Raw genomic sequence first — 18,788 nt, forward strand, 5'->3', positions numbered from 1 at the left:
CAATTGATTCTTTTGTGCAATCGCTGTTGGGCAGGTGTCATGGTGAAATTGGTGTCTTGGTATGGGCCGCGGCGCACCGGTGGGCTGCCCACATTTGCGCGGAGTAGCACGTGGACAAATGATACGGGGGTTAGGATGCCCCTTCAAATCGCTATGACAACACCCTTTGCTGATCTGGATGCCCATGGCCTGAATCTTCAGGCTGTTTTTGATGTGCAGGACTTGCCAGCGGATGTGCGCGCCACATTGTCCGTCGATTCAATCGCCCCCTTTCGTCAGCTTTTGCTGGTTGGAAATTACGGCGGCGCGTTGTGGCAACAATTGAAGTCAGCAGAGATGGCGGGTGAAGACCCCATCGACACGTTTTCTCGCAAACACATCACTGCATGGCTTCGGCGTCACATGCCCAAGGCGCGATTTCATGTTGTTTACCCTGGTCCGCAGTTCATTGGCCTGCAGCAGCTGGGCACACTGGCTGGCTGGCATCACCCGTCGCCCTTCATGGTGGGCATTAACGCGCAATGGGGTAGTTGGTTCGCCTACCGTGCTGCGGTATTGCTTGATGCGGACTTGCCCTGCACGCCGCTATTGACGGGGCATTCACCGTGCGAGTCATGTGTGGCGCGTCCGTGCGTGAGTAGTTGCCCGGCGGGGGCATTGAGCGGCAGCTTCAATTTGAGCGCCTGTCTTGGCTACCGGCAGCAACCCCAATCTGCCTGCCGTGACCGATGCCTGGCGCGCAACAACTGTCCGGTGGGTGAAGGCGACCGATACACCGATGCGCAAATCGCCTACCACTATGGGCATTCCATGGCGGTGATTGAGCGGCTGGCAAAGTCTGCAGCATGACCGTGGCAATCTCCATCAGCCGATTGGTTCTCAGTGTGGTACTGGTGACCGCACTCGTTGGATTGGTGGGCTGCACCAAGGCGCCGCAACCGGTTGCGGCTGAGTACCCATTGCCCGTGCCGGTGGAGCTGGCGCTGGATACCACCACTGCCCATGGCCTGGTTCCAGCCATCAGCAAGTGGATGATTGCGCCGTCCGGGCGGGTGGCCAACTGGTTGGGCCAGCCGGTTGACGGCAAAGAGGTCTTTGAGCCGATCAATGTCATTATTTTGGACCCAATCGCCAAAACCGCGATCGAAGCGCATGATCGCCTGATCCGTGCCAGTGCGGCAGCCCATTTTCTGGTTCGCAGCGGTCACTCATCGGGCTATGGCGGGATCATCGACGATTGGGTCTATCCGGAATTGCCAGTAGGGCTGGGCGATGCCTTTTCAGATGAACCCTTTGTGCTGTCCAACAACCATGGCCGCATATTCGGTCCCCATCAACTCCCCGAAGGCTGGTTATTCATCGGGGCGTTTAGCCGCGAGGTCGTCGAGCCGACCGCAAAGGTCAAGCACGCCTATGAGTCTATGAACCGTTCCCGCGATGCATATGCCCACGGCATGGTCACCCAAGCGGGCTACTCCATCGTTTCATTCGTCGCGATGGGCAATGAAATCCTGAATCAACCATCCCGGGGGACGGGGGATCATGACGGTATTGCCGTGTTCCTCAAGGCGGAGCGTTAAGCTACTTCCAGCACCAGAGCGGCAGTGGCCGTGTTGGAGATTGGAATATGGTAATTGCCGGTCACCCGTCGCACTTTGGAGCCGCCGCCAGAAGCCAGCGCGCCACGCATGGCCAGCCACATGAGTAGCTCAACACCCTGGGTTCCAGTCTTCTCCACCAACTCGTGCACACTGAATTGCGTTGCCCATTCAGGGTTGCTTTCCAGGCTGTCCAGAAACTGCAGGTCAAACGCTTTATTGATGAAGCCGGCGCGCTCACCGTCCAGCTGATGACTCAGGCCGCCGGATGCCAGAACGGCCACTTTCTTGCTGCTGTCCCAGGATTGGATAGCCTCACCCACGGCCTTGCCCATGGCGTAAACGCGCCCTGGCTTGGGCAATGGGAACTGCACGGTGTTGATGCAAATCGGCACAACGGTTACCGGGCAATCTCCCTCAGGCCAGAATAACTTGAGTGGCAGGGAGCAGGCGTGGTCCACCAGCATTTCCTGGCAGGTCACGATGTCGAATTCCTTCTCCACCAGCGTATTGATGATGTGCCAGGACAGGTCCAGATCACCCTTGAAGGGTGGCAGGGTGGGAATGCCCCAGCCTTCGTCCGCGTTGTGGTATTCGGGGGCAGCGCCCACGGCAAAGGTGGGCATTTTGTCCAGAAAGAAGTTCAGGCCGTGGTCGTTGTAAAACAGTACGAGCACATCGGGCTTCTTCTCCTTCAGCCACGCCTGAATGGGAGGGAAGCCGTCAAAGAACGGTTTCCAGTAGGGGTCTTGTTGCAGGCCCTTGTGGATAGCGCTGCCGATGGCGGGAATGTGGGACGTGCCGAGGCCGCCAATGAGTTGTGCCATGGTGTATTCCTTTTTAGTGTCCTGCGGCCACGAGTTTGGCTTTGAATGCGTCTTTGGTCATGCCGGTTTGCTGGGCGCCAATGTCCTGCATGTCCAGACCGAATATGCCTGCAAACTTGGCCAGGTAGTAGGCGTTGCCACCCGCGGCCAGGAGTTGCAGCACGTTGCGGGCGCGAATGGCGTCGGCCTGCTGTTGGTTCAGGCCGTACTGGCGCATATAGGCTTCTTCGTCTTGCTTGAACGCGGCGCGGTTCTCTGCCGAGTTGAAGGAAAAGCACATTTTGTTCAGTGCGTAGCCCTTGCGGGCCTGCTCGCCATCGAACGGCGTAGTGCCGGGAATTTTGGGTAGTGGTTTTGTCATGTCATGGTCTCCTGGGGTCAAAAATCTTCGGTGTCCACTTCGCCGGTCGCCTGCACGTCGTAGCGTGGGCCGGACACGGTTTTCTGGTTGATCAGCGCATCGAGTCGCGCTATCAGATCCGGATTCAGATCCACATCGGCTGCTGCAGCGTTCTCCAGCAGGTGCGCCACGTTGGTGGTGCCGGGAATGGGGATGGCGTGCGGCGCTTTGTGCAGCAACCAGGCCAGCGCCAGTTGGGCGGGGCTACAGCCAGCTTCCTGTGCCAATAATCGGTAGGCTGGCAACAGTTGGAGGTTGGCGTCATAGTGCCCTGGCCCAAAGCGTGGCATGGCGCGACGAATATCCTTGATGTCCAGGGCACCAACATCGTTCAGCCCGCCACACAGGTAGGCGCGCGCCAGCGGGCTGAAGGCCACAAAGGCCACACCCAGTTCACGGCAGGCGTCCAGCACGGCAATCTCGGCGTTGCGTGACCACAAGGAGTATTCTGTCTGCAGTGCGGCAATCGGGTGCACCTCGTGGGCGCGGCGCAGGGTGGGGGCAGATACCTCGCTCAGACCAATGCCACGGATCATGCCCTTGCGCACCAGGTCGCTCAGGGCACCCACGCTGTCCTCAATGGGCACCTTTTTATCCCAGCGGTGCAGGTAGTAGAGGTCAATGACATCCGTTTTGAGTCGGCGCAGACTGGCTTCGCACTCACGGCGCAGCGTCTCGGGGCGGCCATCAATCACCCGGGTGGGTTTACCCTCCACCGGGATGATGGCCATGCCGCACTTGCTGGCCAGCACAAAGCGTTGGCGGTGCCTGGCCAGCACGCGGCCGATGCGCTCTTCGTTCTTGCCACCGCCATACAACGTGGCGGTATCCAGGTGGGTGTAGCCGGCGTCAAGCGCGCCCAGCAGCACGCGTTCGCCGTCCAGTTCGCTGGTGGCCGGTCCGTAGGCATGGTCCAGGTTCATGCAGCCCAGGCCAATGGCGCTGACCTGGAACGTTCCGAGTGCGCGGGTCTGCATGGCTTTAGTCTTTCAACTGCTGTTCCAGGTCGTGCAGCACTTCGTAGCAGGCCAGCACACCGGCTACGCTGCTATTGGGCTGGCGGCCTTCGCGGATGGCGGAGAAGAACTCGCGGTCTTGCAGCTCAATGCCATTCATGGACACATCCACCCTGCTGACATCGATTTTTTCCTCTTTGCCATTGAACAGGTCGTCGTAGCGGGCAATGTAGGTGGCGGTGTCGCCGATGTAACGGAAGAAGGTGCCCAGCGGACCGTCGTTGTTAAAGCTAAGTGACAGCGTGCAAATGGCGCCATTGGCTGCTTTGAGCTGAATGCTCATGTCCATGGCAATCCCCAGGACGGGGTGGATGGGGCCCTGCACCGCGTTCGCCTTGACGATGGGGCTGCCGCACTGGTAGGCGAACAAGTCCACCGTGTGGGCTGCGTGGTGCCACAGCAGGTGGTCGGTCCAGGACCTGGCCTGGCCCAGTGCGTTCATGTTGGTGCGGCGGAAGAAATAGGTTTGCACATCCATCTGCTGGATGTTGAATGCACCGGCCTGGATTTGCTGGTGGACGTACTGGTGGCTGGGGTTAAAGCGCCGGGTGTGGCCACACATGGCAACCAGCCCGGTTTGCTGCTGCAGCGTCACCACATCGCGAGCGCCTTGAAGCGTGTCGGCCAGCGGGATTTCCACCTGCACGTGCTTGTCGGCTTTCAGGCAGGCAATAGTTTGCGCGGCATGCATCTGCGTGGGTGTGCACAGGATGACCGCGTCCACTTCGGGCAGGGCCAGGCTGTCGGAGAGCTCGGTGGTGACGTGGCCAATGCCGTACTTCGCCGCCACTTCCTTCGTTTTGTCCAGATCGCGGCTGACCAGCGAGACGACTTCAACGCCGTCAATGTTGCGGATGCCGTCCAGGTGCTTGATGCCGAAGGCGCCGGCACCGGCCAGGGCGACTTTGATGGTCTTGCTCATATCAGGTGTTCTCCAAAATCAGGTGGCCGACCGCTGTGTTGGATGCGGGTACATGGTAAAAACGGTGTCTAGCCCTCGCCGATACGGTGTTATTAGCTATATCTTTCATAGCACCACGGGCGATCAACCACATTACCAGTTCAATACCTTCGCTGCCCGCCTCGCGCACGTAGTCGATGTGGGGGATGGCAGCTGCATCGGCTGGGTTGGCAATCAACTGGTCCAGGAAGGCGTTGTCGAATTCCTTGTTGATCAGGCCGGCGCGCGGGCCTTGCAGCTGGTGGCTCATGCCGCCTGTCCCCCAGATGTGCACGTTCAGGTCTTCATCAAAACTCTCCACGGCCTTGGCTATGGCCTTGCCCAGGTTGAAACAGCGCTGGCCGCTGGGCACTGGGTACTGCACCACGTTGACGGCAAACGGAATCACCGGGCAGGGCCAGGCGTCCTTCACCGGGTCCTTGACGCCGCACATCAGCGACAGCGGCACCGTCAGGCCGTGGTCCACGTCCATCTTGTTGACAATGGTTAAGTCAAAGTCCTGCTGGATGACGGACTGGGCAATGTGGGACGCCAGCGCGGGGTGACCGATGACCTTGGGCACCGGGCGTGGGCCCCAGCCCTCGTCAGCGATGGCAAATTCCGCCGCTGTGCCGATGGCAAAAGTGGGGATCATGTCCAGGCTGAAGGCGGTGGCGTGGTCGTTGTAGACCAAAAAGATGACGTCGGGTTGGTTGTCCTTCATCCACTGCTTGGAAAACTCGTAGCCCTTGAACACGGGCTGCCAATACGGCTCGTGACTCTTGCCCAGGTCCAGCGCCGCCCCAATGGCGGGCACGTGCGAGGTGTAAACGGATGCGGTGATGCGGGCCATCAGGTGCTCTCTTTCTTGCCGGCCTTGCCCTGGGGCTGGTGTTGCGGTTGGGCGTCGCCGTCTTCACCGACAAAGCGGTTGCCTGTGACACTGCGTCCACCGCCCACCATCATGGCGCGGTATTCGTCTTCGGTCATACCGGTCATGCTGCCGGCCATCTGCTGAAAGCTCAGTCCATCGGTAGCGCCAATCTTGGCCAGGAAGTAGATGTTGCCCCCGGCCGCCATGCAGCGGTTCAGGTCGCGGGCCAGCACGGCCAGCTTCTGTTCCTCCGTCATCGGCCACTCATCCAGATAGGCGCGTTCATGGGCCTTGAAGCGAGCACGGTTTTCTGCCTTCATCAACGACATGCAGAACTGGTTCAGGTGGTAGCCCTTGCGGCTCTGCTCGGCATCAAAAATGATGGTTCCGGGGACATCCAGGTAAGGTTTGTCGAGTGCCATGTCAGCTTTCCTCGGGCCAATAAAGCCGCATGGGATTGTCCACCAGCAGTTTGTGCTGCAGCTCCGCCGTGGTGGCGATGTGGGGAATAAAGTCCACCAACAGCCCGTCATCAGGCATGTGGTCCTTCAGATTGGGGTGCGGCCAGTCGGTGCCCCACAGCACGCGGTCGGGGAACTCTTCGACGATCGCCCTGGCAAACGGAATCACGTCGCGGTAGGCGTTTTGCTCACCATTCAGGGCCTTGGGTCCGGCGACCGAGAGGCGCTCGGGGCAACTCACCTTGCTCCACACATTGGCGTGTTCGCGCATGAACTTCTGGAACAGGGCAAATTGCGGCCCATTAACGGGCAGGGACACATCGGGGCGGCCCATGTGGTCCACCACCACCGTGGCGGGCAGCGCAGTGAAAAAGTCCCACAGCTCGGGCAGGTCCACGGCTTCGAAGTAGATCACCACGTGCCAGCCCCACTTGGCTATGCGTGTGGCAATCTCCATTAACTCGTCTTTAGGCGTAAAGTCCACCAGGCGTTTCACAAAGTTGAAGCGCACACCGCGCACACCGGCGTCGTGCATTGCTTGAATGTCTTCATCGCTGACGCTGCGTTTGACGGTCGCTACGCCACGCGCCCGACCCGCGCTGCTCTTCAATGCATCCACCAGAGCCCGGTTGTCCGCGCCATGGCAGGTGGCCTGTACGATGACGTTGCGGGCAAAACCCAAATGGTCGCGCAAGGCGAACAACTGGTGCTTGGACGCATCGCAGGGCGTGTACTTGCGCTCGGGCGCGAAGGGAAATTCGGCGCCGGGACCGAAGACGTGGCAATGCGCATCTACTGCACCGGCGGGCACGGTGAAACGGGGCTTGCTGGGGCCGGTGTACCAGTCCAGCCAGCCGGGGGTCTTGGTGAAATCACCTGTTGTGGTTGGTGTCATGCGGGTCTCAATCGATGTATTTCAAACCCGCAGCCGCCAGCGGTTCGCGCATTTTGTACATGTCCAGGCCCAGAATGCCGGATGCCAGTTTGGCACGCTTTTCGCCTTCAAAGCTCTCGCGCTTTTGCGCCGCTTCCAGCGTTTGCACGGCACGCGCTGCGGGCACGCAAACCACGCCGTCGTCATCGGCCACGATTACATCGCCCGGTGTCACCAGCATGCCGGCACAGACGATGGGGATGTTGACTGAACCCAGCGTGGCCTTGATTGTGCCCTTGCTGCTGATGCATTTGCTCCACACCGGAAAGCCCATGCGTTGCAACTCCTTCACATCGCGCACACCGGCGTCGATGATGAGGGCGCGCGCCCCACGGGCCTGGAAGCTGGTGGCCAGCAGGTCACCAAAGTAGCCGTCGGTGCAGTCGGCCGTAACAGTGGCCACCACGATGTCACCAGGCTGGATTTGCTCCGCTGCCACATGCATCATCCAGTTGTCGCCGGGCTGTAGCAGCACGGTCACCGCCGTTCCGGACACCTGTTGGCCGCTGTAAATGGGGCGCATATAGGGCTTGAGCAAACCCACACGTCCCATGGCCTCGTGCACGGTGGCAGAGCCCAGCGCGGCCATGCCATCGGCGGCCACGCGGTTGGCTCGCTGGATGTTGCGGTACACAACGCCTAGTTCGTACATGGTCATTTTCCTTTCTGTTTAAGCGCGGCATCCAGGCGCGGGAACACGCGGCGCACATTGCCTTCGTAAATCTGGAAGCGGTCGTCATCGCTGAGAATCTTCGACGCTTCGATATAGCGCTTGGTATCGTCGTAATAGTTGCCGGTCTGCGGATCAATGCCGCGCACAGCACCAATCATCTCGGACGCAAACAGCACGTTCTTCACCGGGATCACGGTGTTGAGCAGATCGATACCTGGCTGGTGGTAGACACAGGTGTCAAAGAAAATGTTGTTGAGTAAATGCTCTTCCAGCAGCGGCTTCTTCAACTCCTGCGCCAGGCCGCGGAAACGGCCCCAGTGGTAGGGCACGGCGCCGCCACCGTGCGGAATCAGGAACTTGAGCGTGGGGAAATCCTTGAACAGCTCGCTGGTCAGGCACTGCATGAAAGCCGTCGTGTCGGCATTCAGGTAGTGTGCGCCAGTGGTGTGGAAGCAGGCGTTGCAGCTGGTGCTCACGTGGATCATGGCTGGCAAGTCGTGCTCCACCATCTTCTCGTAAATGGGGTACCAGTGCTTGTCCGATAGCGGGGGCGATGTCCAGTGGCCGCCGCTGGGGTCGGGGTTCAGGTTGATACCCACCGCGCCATATTCCTTGACGCACTTCTCCAACTCGGGAATGCAGGTTCTTGGGTCCACGCCGGGGCTTTGCGGCAGCATGGCCACGGGCACAAAGTGGTCTGGGAACAGGGTGCTCACGCGGTGGCACAGTTCGTTGCAGATGGCAGCCCATGTGCTGGATACATTGAAGTCGCCAATGTGGTGGGCCATGAAGCTGGCGCGGGGCGAGAACAGCGTGATGTCGCTGCCGCGTTCCTTCATCAAACGCAGCTGGTTGGTCTCAATGCTCTCGCGCAGTTCGTCGTCGCTGATCTTCAGGTCGGACACTTTGGGCATCGCGGATGGGTCTTTGATGCCGGCAATTTGCGCATTGCGCCAGGTCTCCAGCGCTTTGGGGGCTGTGGTGTAGTGGCCGTGGCAGTCGATGATGAGTGGGTTTTTCATGTGTCTCTCTCGGGCTTCAAAAAATTGGCTAAGGGGTCAGGCCGGTTCCATGCCCTGGCGGCGTTTGGCGTCGGCGCAATCACGGCCAGCCATGTAGGCCAACAGCTCCTGTACGGTCGCTGCGTCCTGGCTGGTGGCGCACACGCCGGCAGAAAAAGTGGTCACAATCTGCACGGACTCGGGTAACGGCCCAAGAATGGCAATGCCCGGCAGGTTTAACAGCTCGCTGGTTTGCTGAAAACCCAGAGCGACTGTTCCGTTGGCCACCATGCTGCCCACTGGAACGCCGGGCGTGGCTTGTACAAGGCGGCTCTGGATTTGCGGTGCAATGCCCCAGCGTTCAAACAGCTTGATCAATGCCACACCACTGGGGCCTGTGGAATAGCCAATGCTGGATGCTGCAAGCACAGTCGCCATCAGCGCGGCCTCAGTGGCAATGCTGGGTTGGACCGCACCTTTGCGTACGGCCACCGATACGCCCGAGCGCATCAGGTCCACCCGGCTGCCGACGAGAACATGGCCGCTGGCGATCAGTTTGTCGATGGCGTCTGCCGCCAGAAACACGGCGTCAAACGCCTCTCCGGCCTGCACCCGTTTGGCCGCATCCACACCACCTACCGATTCGATGGCGATGCTGTTGCCAGTGGCTTTCGCATAGGCTCCGATCAAGTCGGCCAGCACAGCACGGGTGGCCATGGATGAGATGCCGGTGAGTGTTTTGTTTGGAAAATTTGAAGCGGCTTGCATGGGGGAAATTCTAGGGATAACCCCTCAATTTGTCGTGCGGAAATGGCCACTAGCTGCTATAACCCGATTGCATACCTTGCAGACCGTTATATCGAGATAGACAATGGACCTCAAACAGATCGAATCCTTTGTCCGCGTGGCTGAACTGGGCAGTTTCACCCGCGCAGCCAGTGCTTTGGGCATACCGCAACCGTTGCTCAGCCGCCATGTTCGTCAGCTTGAAGTGGAATTGCGCCAGACCTTTCTGCTGCGCAACGGGCGCGGCGTGACGTTGACAGAGCCGGGGCTGGTGCTGCTGGAACATGGCCGCGGCATCCTGCACCAGGTGGCATTGGCCCGTGAAGAACTTGAATCCACGCGCGGAGCGTTGGGCGGCCATGTATCCATTGGTTTGCCGCCATCCTTGAGCAAGCTCATCACCGTGCCGCTGACGCTGGAATTTCGCAAGCGCCTGCCGAACGCACACCTGACCTTGACTGAGGGGTTTTCTGTTGCCATGAACGAAGGCCTGCGTTCGGGCCGGCTGGACATGGCACTGCTCTACAACCCCACCCATTCACCGGACATAGAAACCCAGATACTCCACCGTGAAACCCTGGTGCTGATTGCATCCAAGGCTTGTGTGCAGCGTCTGAAGGGACCTGCGCTTAAGGCCCGCATGCCGTTGCCCATCCTGGCCGAGCTGCCACTGATCCTGCCGAGCCGGCCCAATGCCTTTCGCATCCTGATCGAAACCGAATTGGCAGGCATGGCCCTCAAACCCAAGATCGAATTGGAAGTGGACGGACTCAATGCCATTCTGGAACTGGTGGGTGAAGGCCTGGGCTTTGCCGTGCTGCCGCCCTACACACTCAGCAACTTTCAGAAGCCGCACAGCTTCACCACGCACCGCCTGTACAACCCGCAACTGGTGTGCGAGCTGATGTTGGTGACCTCGGCCCGTCGCCCCAGCACCGAGACCCACAAGGGTGTGCAAGCGCTGGTGGCCGATGTGGTGAAGCAGGCGATGCAGGACTACCGCTAAGCAGCGTGATGTTTCCTTTGCGGATGATCGATTGGGCTTGTTGTTGGGGGTCGTCGGGTGGGTTGCACTAATTTTGCGTGAGGTAAACCTTTTGCAGCAGGCGGATCAGGGTTTTGCGCTCGGTAGGGGTCAGGCCGGCGGCAGACTCGGCTTCTAAGGCAAAAGCCACCTTCTCGGCCTTGCGGATCAGCTTTTCACCATCGGGTGTGGGGTGTAGCCCTAGGGCGCGCCCATCATTGGGATGCGGCCTGCGCGTAATCAGGCCGCGCTTGACCAGTGCGTTAAGCAGGCCCACCAAGTTGGGCGGCAACAGGCCCAGGGTGGCGCACAACTGGCGCGAAGTGATGCCCGGGTTGTGCAGAATTAGGCATGCCACCGAGAAGTCCACCGGGCGCAGGTCAAATACCGCCATTTTTTCCAGAAACGAGCCGATGATGACCAAGGTGGCGCGCCGGGTGTTGTAGCCCACCAGGGATTCCAGAAAACGGGTATCGATCTGGTCAATGGCGGTATCGGGGCGGGTGGTAGGCATGGAATGGGGCGCGTCAACCGGTGGTTGCGCTGCTGGAGGCTGTGGTGGAAACGGTCAAAAGAGCGTTTTTGATGATAGCAAATCGCATGGCAGATTCGGGCAGCACCCAGCGCGCAAAGGCCTGTGCCGGCTCACTGTAGCGCGGGGCACCTGCGGGCCAGTGTTACATGGCTGCAGGTAAGCGGCGCGGTTCAGTGGGGCGATGACTTCCCCCACAAACCTGGCAGACTCTTGCAGCACGGTCTCCAGGATGAACGCCATGTCGGCGGTGGCGGGTTGGTAAAAATTCATAAACGCTATTGTATTTATAGCTGTTTGCGCATATTTGACGAGGGCTAGACCCTGTTTTCTTATGCAACTTTCTTGGCAGAACCCAGGTAGGTGGCAATCACCCGTGGGTCTTCGGCCAGGTCGGCGGCAGGACCCTGCGCGCTGAGTTCACCCATTTCCAGCACGTAACCGTAGTCAGCTACGGCCAGCGCGGCGCGGGCGTTTTGCTCCACCAACACAATGGTCACGCCGGTCTGGCGCAGCTCGGTGATGATGTTGAAGATCTCGCGCACCACCAGCGGAGCCAATCCCAATGACGGTTCGTCCAGCATCAAGAGGCTGGGGCGGGCCATCAGCGCACGGCCCACGGCCAGCATCTGGCGTTCGCCGCCGGAGAGGGTGCCGGCCAATTGGGTGCGGCGTTCCTTCAGGCGGGGGAACAGGTCAAACACGTCGGTCATGCGGTCACGCCATTGGGCATTGCCCAGGCGCATTTGACGAAAGCCGCCCAGCAGCAGGTTGTCTTCCACCTGCATGGTGCCAAACAGCTCGCGCTTTTCGGGCACCAGCGCAATGCCTTGCATGACGCGTTCTTCCAGTGTCATGCTGGCGATGGATTGGCCGTCAAAGGTGATGCCGCCCTGGCTGGGGAGGATGCCCATCAGGGTGTTGAGCAGGGTGGACTTGCCGGCGCCGTTGGGGCCGATTACGGTGATGACGCTGCCCTTGTCGGCATGCAGGTCAATACCGTGTAAGACCTCGGCGCGGCCATAGCCTGAGCGCAGACCGCTGACCTGGAGCAATGGTGTGGACATAGCGTGATTCCTAATGTTCCGTACCCAGGTAGGCGGCGCGTACCTCGGGGCTTTTCTGGATGAATTCCGGTGTGCCTTGCGTCAGGAAGGTGCCGAACTCCATGACCACCAGGTGGTCACACACCTCCATCACCAGGTCCATGTCGTGCTCAACCAACAGGATGCTCATCCCCTCGCTGCGCAGCTGGCGCAGCACGCCGGCCAGGGCCGCCTTCTCCTGGTGGCGCAGGCCGGCGGCGGGTTCGTCGAGTAGCAGCAGTGCAGGGTCGCTGCACAAGGCGCGGGCAATCTCCATGAGGCGTTGCGGCCCCATGGCCAGGTTACCGGCCTGCTCGTGCAGGTAGGCACCCATGCCAATGCGTTCCAGCTGGCGCTGGGCTTCGCGGAACAGTTGTTGTTCTTCAGTGCGGTTGAGCCGTGTCATGGCGGCCAGCACGCCCTTGGCCCCACGCAGGTGGGCGCCCAGGGCCACGTTCTCCAACACGGTCATGTCGGCGATCATCTTGACGTGCTGGAAAGTGCGCGATATGCCGCGCGCTGCAATCTCCCGCGAGCGAAGGCCGCCAATTTTCTGGCCACGAAACACGACGTCACCACTGGTCAACGAGAGCACACCGGTGATCAGGTTGAAGGTGGTGGACTTGCCGGCGCCGTTGGGGCCGATCAGGCCAACGATCTGCCCAGCCTTGATCTGGAAGCTGATGTCGTTTACCGCCACCAGTCCGCCAAATACCTTGCGGATGGTCTGTACGTCCAGCACCAGATCGCCGTGTGCGGGCTTGGTGCGTTCAGGCAGGGCTGCAGCGCGCTCCCAGTCCACCGTGCGTTGGGGGCTCGGCAAGCGCTTCTCGACAAATGACCACAGGCCGTCGGGCAGGTATTTCAGCATCAGGACCAGCACGATGCCAAAGACGATGGTCTCGTAGCTGCCGCTGGTGCCAATCCACTGGGGCAACAGGACCTGCAATTGGTCCTCCAGCAGCTTGGTCAAGAGCGCACCGGTGATGGCGCCCCACACGTGGCTCACGCCGCCCACCACAGTCATGAACAGGTATTCAATGCCCATCTTCAGGCCGAACGACGATGGGTTCACCGTGCGCTGAAAGTGCGCCAGCAACCAACCCGAGAGCGATGCCAGCAGCGCCGCAATCAGAAAGATGGTGATCTTGTAGCGCAGGGTGGGCACCCCCATGGCTTCGGCCATCAGCGTGCCGGTGCGAAGTGATCGCATGGCGCGCCCGGCACGGGAGTCCAGCAGGTGCAGCACTGCCAGCGCGGCCAACACTACGGTGAACCAGGTCAGCGCATAAAAGCCGCGGCCCTGACCCAGATCCCAGCCGAACAAGGACAGGCCCTGGATGCCCAGCAGGCCGTCATATTTGCCCAAGGCGTCGATGTTGCCCATCAGGTAGTACAAGGAAAGGCCCCAGGCGATGGTTGCCAGTGGCAGGTAATGGCCCGACATGCGCAGTGTGATGCCGCCCACGATCAGTGCCGATACTGCAGTGATCGCCAAACCGATAAACAGCGTGACCCACGGCGACAGGCCCGCGTTGAGCGTGAGCCAGGCGGTGGAGTACGCACCAATGCCGACAAAGGCGGCCTGACCGAATGAGGTGAGCCCGGCCACACCGGTGAGCAGCACCAAACCCAGGCAGGTCAGGCTATACAGGCCAATGTAGTTGAGCTGGGTGATCCAGAAATCGGGCAAGGGCAACACGGCCACTGCGATGAGAGCGACGACCAGCGCCCACAAACCATATTTGCGCGCCAGCATGTCAGTGCCGCCCGGCCGCCCGAAGGCGCTGAGGTGCCCCCTCCGGGGGCAGTGAGTTACACGAAGTGAATGAGCGTGGGGGTTTCATCCTAATGCTCCTCGTCTGAATGATCGCCGTTCAGGGAGCGCCACAACAGCACCGGCAGAATGATGGTGAACACAATGACTTCCTTGAACGAGCTGGCATAAAACGAGCCAAACGCTTCGACCACGCCGACAAACAGTGCGCCCCCCAGCGCACCGGGGTAGCTGGACAGGCCCGCCACCACGGCGGCCACAAAGCCCTTGAGACCAATCAGGAATCCGGAGTCGTAAAACACCGTGGTGGTGGGGCCGATCAGCAGACCCGACAGCGCACCAATCAGTGCCGCCATGGCAAAGGTCAGTTGTCCGGCAGCAGGGGACGAAATGCCCATCAGCCGGGCACCCAGGCGGTTGACCGCTGTAGCCCGCAGCGCCTTGCCGTACACAGAGCGCTCAAAGAACAACCACAGCAGCACGATGAGCGCGCCCGACACGACAGCGATGATCAGGGTCTGCCCCGTCAGACTGACGGGGCCCAGCGCCAGGCGCAAGTCCCAGAACGGCGGGTTGCGAAAGCCCTCGGCACCAAAGAACAAAAGGCCCAGCCCGGTCATGGCAAAGTGCACACCCACCGACACGATGAGCAGCACCAGTGGCGTGGCATCGGCCAGCGACTGGAAAGCCACGCGGTACACCAGCGGCCCAAAAGCCGTGACTATGCAGATGCTCAAGAAGGCCTGCACCAGCAGCGGTGCCTGCATTGGTGCCGCCCAGGCGGTTACGGCAGCCACTGCGGCGGGCACGGCCAGGGTCTTGGCTACAGCCTTCAAGGACGCCAACAGGTGGTGCTGGCGCCGCCACTGGGCCAAGCCATCCATGGCCGCCGCAAGGGCTGCAAGAATCAACAGCAACCAAACAGTTCCAGGGACCTTGCCAGTCTGCAAAATGGCCAGCGTCAAAGCCCCATAGGTGACGAACTCACCCTGCGGAATGAAGATGACCCGCGTGACGGTAAACACCAGCACAGTGGCGATGCCCAGAAGGGCGTAGATGGCACCGTTGGTCACACCGTCCAGCATCAGGATGCTGGCGATCGAAAAGTCCATGGAATTGCCTTGCTAAGGAATTATTCGACTTTCCAGTCGCCGTTGACCACCTTCAGCATCACGCCGGTCTCGGGTGTGAAGCCCCAGTGGTCGTCCTTGGTCCAATTGAGGACGCCTTGGGATACGACGGTGCGACCCATGGTTTCCAGTGCGTCACGCAAGGCGGCCCGGAACTCGGGTGTGCCGGGCTTGGCCTTTTTTAGCGCGATCGGAATTGCCTTTTCCAGCACCAGCTCGGCGTCGTAGCCGTGACCGCCAAATTGGTTGCGCGAGCCAACGCCGTAAACCTTTTCGTACTTTTGGACAAAGTCGATTGCTATCGGTTTGGAAGGATGGTTGTCAGGTAACTGTTCGGCAATCACGGCCGGTCCGGACACCACATACGCGCCTTCCACGGCCTTGCCACCCACGCGCATCAGATCGCGCGTAGCGGCGGCATGGGTCTGGTAAATCTTGCCTTTGTAGCCACGGTCCACCACCGCCATGTGGGGCATGGCGGCACCGCTACCCGAAGCCACGATCAGCATGGCGTCGGGGTTGGCGGCAACCAGTTTGAGCACCTGGCCGGTCACGCTGCTGTCGGAGCGGGCAAAACGCTCAGTTGCCACAATTTTGATGCCGTTCTTCTCGGCCTCAGCCGTGAAGTCCTTCAGCCAACCTTCGCCATAGGCGTCTGTGTAGCCCAAAAAGCCTACGGTCTTGATACCCTGCTTCTTCATCAGGCCCACCACGGCATGCGACATCACAGCATTGCTCTGGGCCAGGCGGAAGGTCCAGGCGTCCTTGCCAGGTGGCAGGCCCATGGGAGACAGGGCCAGTTGCACGGTGCCGGACTCGGCAGCGACGGCAGCCATGGGAATGGCCACCGGTGTGGCGACGGAGCCGATGATGACGTCGACCTTGTCTTCTGTCACAAAGCGCTTGGCAATTTTGGTGCCATTGGTGGGGTCGGTGGCATCGTCCAGCACGATGAGTTTGATTTTTTCACCGCCGATAGTCGCGGGCCAGAGCTTCATCTGGTTGCCCACGGGAATGCCCAGGCCCGAGGCCGGTCCGGTCAGTGGCAGGACCACGCCGATGGTGATGTCGGCCAGCGCGGCGCCGGTTGCGAGCAGGGCAATGGCGGCACCGGCCGCAGTTTTGATCATCTTCTTCATGCTTGTCTCCTTCGGTTGTTACAGGTGGGGGAACGGGAAATTGGATGGCATCAAGTGCACAGGGCCTTGATGTCATCGGGAACGGGAATGGCTTTGATGCGGAACTCATCGCCGGGAACGCGCACGCAAAACGCCCGGGTCTCGGTGCCCTCGCACAGCAGGTCGTCGCCGCGTTTGACGATGTGGCGTTGCACAAAGGTCTTCTCCCGCCACTCATCAATTGAGGTGTGCACTTGGATCACGTCGCCGTAGGTGGCGGGGCGCTTGAACGTGGTGCGGATCTCCAGAAGCGGGTTGCCGATGATGCCGGTGGTCTTGACCAGTTCGCGCCAGGGTGGCACGCCGCACTGCCGAAAAAAGTTGAAGGATGAGGCATCCATCCACTTGGAGAAATTGGGAAAAAACACAATGCCGGCGGGATCACAGTCGCCAAACATCACTTCCACTTCAAAAATTACTGTCTTGCTCATGCTGTTCACTTTTAACGGGGGGCCATGCGCAGGGCGCCGTCCAGGCGGATCACTTCGCCGTTGAGATGGCCGTTGCTGACAATGTGGGTGGCCAACTGCGCAAACTCCTCGGGCTTGCCCAGGCGCTGTGGAAACGGGATGCTGGCTGCCAGCGACAGTTGCACCGCCTCTGGCAGGGTCTTCATCAGCGGCGTGGCAAACAGGCCCGGGGCGATGGTGCAGACACGGATGCCGTGTTGGGCCAAATCGCGCGCCATGGGCAGGGTCATGCCCGCCACACCGGCCTTGGAGGCGCTGTAGGCCTGCTGGCCCACCTGTCCGTCAAACGCGGCCACGGAGGCGGTGAATACCATGGCGCCGCGCTCGCCGTCTTCCATGGGGTCCAGTTTGGCGCAGGCAGCGGCAAACAGCCGGGCCGCGTTGTAGGTGCCGATCAGGTTGACGTTGATGACGCGCACAAAGTCTTCCAGCGGTGCGGCGTTGCCGTCCTTGCCCACCACACGCTTGGCACTGCCAACGCCGGCAATTTGCATCAGGATGCGAGCCGGGCCGTGGGCGGCGGCGGCGGCCGTGATGGCGGCCTGCACGCTTTCGGGGCTGGTCACGTCGCACTGTAGTGCTACGCCGCCAATGTCGGTTGCTACCGCTTGGGCACCAGCCAGGTTGACGTCCAGAATGGCGACCTTGGCGCCCAGGCGGGCCAGTTCACGGGCCGTAGCCTCGCCCAGGCCGGAGCCACCGCCGGTCACCAGCGCTGCCTGTCCTTGAATATTCATGGTGATTTCCTTTTTTTACTATAAAAATAATAGTGTGTTGTGTAGTGTTGACGAGGGCTAGCGGCCTAAATGCCGTTGGGATTCTCCAGCAGCAGGGCCATTCCCTGGCCGCCGCCCACGCAGGCGCTGGAGATGCCCCAGCGCACACCGGCACGCTGCATTTCGCGCGCCAGGGTCAGCGTCAGGCGTACGCCGGTGGCGGCGAGCGGGTGGCCCAAGGCAATGGCACCGCCGTTGACGTTGAGCTTGCTCAGGTCCAGGCCTAATTCCTTGCCCACGGACAGGGTCTGTGCGCCCTGGGCTTCGTTGATTTCGAAACGGCCAATTTGGTTCAACGTCAACCCGGTGCGCTCCAGCAGCAGGCGAATGGCCGGTGCCGGGCCAATGCCCATGATTTCGGGCGGCACGCCCACGGCCGTGGCGGCGACCACGCGGGCCAGGGCCTTTTTGCCACCGGCTTGGTAGCCATGGGCCTTGGCATAGTCGCCAGACGCCACCACACACGCAGCGGCGGCATCGACCAACGCGGCGCTGTTGCCACCCGTCTGCACGCCATCGGCAAACACGGCCTTGAGTTTGGCCAGTACTTCGACGGGCGAGACGCGCGCATGGGTGTCATGGGCCACTTCGGTCAACTTGCCGTGCAGCTTGATGCCGCGGGTCTTGTAACCGGGCAGCTCAAACTTCTCGGAGACCACCGGCACTATTTCGCCAGCGTGGAAGCCGCTTTGCTGCGCTGCCACTGCCTTGGCGAACGAGCTGGCGGCAAACGTGTCCACTGCTTCGCGGGTGATGCCGTATTGCTTGGCCAGGTTCTCGGCGGTCTGGATCATATTGATGCCAGCAGCCGGGTCTTTCAGTGCCTCCCACATGTAATCCTTGAAGCCCACCGGAGCGCCGAGCTTGAAGCCGGTGCGGTGGTCAAAGGCCGCAATGGGGTTGCGTGTCATGCTTTCGGTGCCCACCACCAGCGCGGCCTCGCAGGCGCCGCCCTGGATGTGCTCGCCGGCCTGGCGGAACAGCTCGAAGCCCGTGCCGCAGATGCGCTGCACCATGATGGCAGGCACTTCCACTGGTACGCCGGCGTACAGACCAATGTGGCGAGGTAGAAAATACTGGTCAAAGTCGCCAGGTGCCATGTTGCCGGTCACGACCGAGCCAATGTCCTCACCTGGTACGCCGGCGCGTTTGAGTGCCTCGCGTGCAGCCTTTATACCCAGATCGGTAGGCGAGATGTGGCCCAGTGCGCCACAGTAATCCACCATGGGAGTGCGCACTCCGTCGAGCAACCACACGTCGGTAAATGCGCTGAAAAAACCTTTGCTCGCCATGGTCAATGTGTCCT

At 60.8% G+C, this 18,788-nt stretch carries 21 protein-coding genes; 3 read left to right on the forward strand and 18 right to left on the reverse strand.

Features of this window, described 5'->3' with window-relative positions; translation table 11 throughout:
• Positions 1 to 153: 153 nt before the first annotated feature.
• The gene (locus IPI80_RS17555) at positions 154 to 849 is read left to right on the forward strand and encodes a hypothetical protein (protein ID WP_413862411.1); all 696 of its coding nucleotides are present in this window, start codon (positions 154 to 156) and stop codon (positions 847 to 849) included.
• Entirely contained in the window at positions 846 to 1,580 is a 735-nt protein-coding gene (locus IPI80_RS17560; RefSeq protein WP_413862412.1) for a hypothetical protein, read from the forward strand. Before IPI80_RS17555 ends, IPI80_RS17560 begins: the two co-directional genes overlap by 4 nt.
• Here the strand turns inward: IPI80_RS17560 and IPI80_RS17565 are convergent.
• The 10 genes from IPI80_RS17565 to IPI80_RS17610 are packed head-to-tail and all read right to left on the reverse strand — an operon-like array spanning position 1,577 to position 9,492.
• Positions 1,577 to 2,425, reverse strand: a complete 849-nt coding sequence (locus tag IPI80_RS17565) for a class III extradiol dioxygenase family protein (RefSeq protein ID WP_413862413.1) — start codon at positions 2,423 to 2,425, stop codon at positions 1,577 to 1,579. The two genes, IPI80_RS17560 and IPI80_RS17565, sit on opposite strands and share 4 nt — an antisense overlap.
• A 13-nt stretch (positions 2,426 to 2,438) precedes the next feature.
• Entirely contained in the window at positions 2,439 to 2,786 is a 348-nt protein-coding gene (locus IPI80_RS17570) for a protocatechuate 4,5-dioxygenase subunit alpha (protein WP_413862414.1), read from the reverse strand.
• Positions 2,787 to 2,803: 17 nt separating this feature from the next.
• A complete protein-coding gene (locus IPI80_RS17575; protein WP_413862415.1) occupies positions 2,804 to 3,802 on the reverse strand; it encodes an aldo/keto reductase in 999 nt (332 codons plus the stop codon).
• A gap of 4 nt (positions 3,803 to 3,806) precedes the next feature.
• On the reverse strand, positions 3,807 to 4,763 hold the full coding sequence (locus IPI80_RS17580; protein WP_413862416.1) for a Gfo/Idh/MocA family oxidoreductase: 957 nt from the start codon (positions 4,761 to 4,763) through the stop codon (positions 3,807 to 3,809).
• Position 4,764: 1 nt separating this feature from the next.
• On the reverse strand, positions 4,765 to 5,634 hold the full coding sequence (locus IPI80_RS17585; protein ID WP_413862417.1) for a class III extradiol dioxygenase subunit beta: 870 nt from the start codon (positions 5,632 to 5,634) through the stop codon (positions 4,765 to 4,767).
• Positions 5,634 to 6,077 (reverse strand): protocatechuate 4,5-dioxygenase subunit alpha, encoded by a 444-nt coding sequence (ligA, locus tag IPI80_RS17590; RefSeq protein WP_413862418.1) that lies wholly within the window; start codon positions 6,075 to 6,077, stop codon positions 5,634 to 5,636. The genes IPI80_RS17585 and ligA overlap by 1 nt, the downstream gene beginning before the upstream one ends.
• Before the next feature lies 1 nt (position 6,078).
• A complete protein-coding gene (locus IPI80_RS17595; protein ID WP_413862419.1) occupies positions 6,079 to 7,011 on the reverse strand; it encodes an amidohydrolase family protein in 933 nt (310 codons plus the stop codon).
• A gap of 7 nt (positions 7,012 to 7,018) precedes the next feature.
• Complete coding sequence (gene ligK / locus IPI80_RS17600) at positions 7,019 to 7,702, reverse strand: 4-carboxy-4-hydroxy-2-oxoadipate aldolase/oxaloacetate decarboxylase (RefSeq protein WP_413862420.1); 684 nt, start codon at positions 7,700 to 7,702, stop codon at positions 7,019 to 7,021.
• Positions 7,703 to 7,704: 2 nt separating this feature from the next.
• The gene (locus tag IPI80_RS17605; protein ID WP_413862421.1) at positions 7,705 to 8,745 is read right to left on the reverse strand and encodes an amidohydrolase family protein; all 1,041 of its coding nucleotides are present in this window, start codon (positions 8,743 to 8,745) and stop codon (positions 7,705 to 7,707) included.
• A 36-nt stretch (positions 8,746 to 8,781) separates the two neighbouring features.
• Positions 8,782 to 9,492: a substrate-binding domain-containing protein gene (locus IPI80_RS17610; protein WP_413862422.1), complete on the reverse strand. Its 711-nt coding sequence runs from the start codon at positions 9,490 to 9,492 to the stop codon at positions 8,782 to 8,784.
• Between the two features lie 103 nt (positions 9,493 to 9,595).
• Between IPI80_RS17610 and IPI80_RS17615 the strand changes: the two genes are divergently transcribed.
• Complete coding sequence (locus tag IPI80_RS17615) at positions 9,596 to 10,516, forward strand: LysR family transcriptional regulator (RefSeq protein ID WP_413862423.1); 921 nt, start codon at positions 9,596 to 9,598, stop codon at positions 10,514 to 10,516.
• Positions 10,517 to 10,583: 67 nt separating this feature from the next.
• Here the strand turns inward: IPI80_RS17615 and IPI80_RS17620 are convergent, their stop codons facing one another.
• From IPI80_RS17620 to IPI80_RS17655, 8 genes are all read right to left on the reverse strand, one after another.
• Positions 10,584 to 11,048 (reverse strand): MarR family winged helix-turn-helix transcriptional regulator, encoded by a 465-nt coding sequence (locus tag IPI80_RS17620; protein WP_413862424.1) that lies wholly within the window; start codon positions 11,046 to 11,048, stop codon positions 10,584 to 10,586.
• A gap of 350 nt (positions 11,049 to 11,398) precedes the next feature.
• A complete protein-coding gene (locus IPI80_RS17625; RefSeq protein ID WP_413862425.1) occupies positions 11,399 to 12,133 on the reverse strand; it encodes an ABC transporter ATP-binding protein in 735 nt (244 codons plus the stop codon).
• A 10-nt stretch (positions 12,134 to 12,143) separates the two neighbouring features.
• Positions 12,144 to 13,910 (reverse strand): ABC transporter permease subunit, encoded by a 1,767-nt coding sequence (locus IPI80_RS17630; protein WP_413862426.1) that lies wholly within the window; start codon positions 13,908 to 13,910, stop codon positions 12,144 to 12,146.
• 89 nt (positions 13,911 to 13,999) lie between these two features.
• Positions 14,000 to 15,040 carry a branched-chain amino acid ABC transporter permease gene (locus IPI80_RS17635; RefSeq protein ID WP_413862427.1) on the reverse strand — a complete coding sequence of 347 codons (1,041 nt, stop codon included), beginning with the start codon at positions 15,038 to 15,040 and terminating at the stop codon, positions 14,000 to 14,002.
• A 20-nt stretch (positions 15,041 to 15,060) separates the two neighbouring features.
• Positions 15,061 to 16,197 (reverse strand): ABC transporter substrate-binding protein, encoded by a 1,137-nt coding sequence (locus IPI80_RS17640; protein ID WP_413862428.1) that lies wholly within the window; start codon positions 16,195 to 16,197, stop codon positions 15,061 to 15,063.
• 50 nt (positions 16,198 to 16,247) lie between these two features.
• Positions 16,248 to 16,667 (reverse strand): acyl-CoA thioesterase, encoded by a 420-nt coding sequence (locus tag IPI80_RS17645; protein WP_413862429.1) that lies wholly within the window; start codon positions 16,665 to 16,667, stop codon positions 16,248 to 16,250.
• An 11-nt stretch (positions 16,668 to 16,678) separates the two neighbouring features.
• Positions 16,679 to 17,443, reverse strand: a complete 765-nt coding sequence (locus IPI80_RS17650; RefSeq protein ID WP_413862430.1) for an SDR family NAD(P)-dependent oxidoreductase — start codon at positions 17,441 to 17,443, stop codon at positions 16,679 to 16,681.
• A gap of 65 nt (positions 17,444 to 17,508) precedes the next feature.
• Positions 17,509 to 18,774 (reverse strand): thiolase family protein, encoded by a 1,266-nt coding sequence (locus tag IPI80_RS17655; RefSeq protein ID WP_413862431.1) that lies wholly within the window; start codon positions 18,772 to 18,774, stop codon positions 17,509 to 17,511.
• Positions 18,775 to 18,788 lie beyond the last annotated feature (14 nt).

This window comes from Candidatus Aalborgicola defluviihabitans (assembly GCF_016705985.1).
In the GTDB taxonomy this organism is placed as follows: domain Bacteria; phylum Pseudomonadota; class Gammaproteobacteria; order Burkholderiales; family Burkholderiaceae_C; genus Allorhodoferax; species Allorhodoferax defluviihabitans.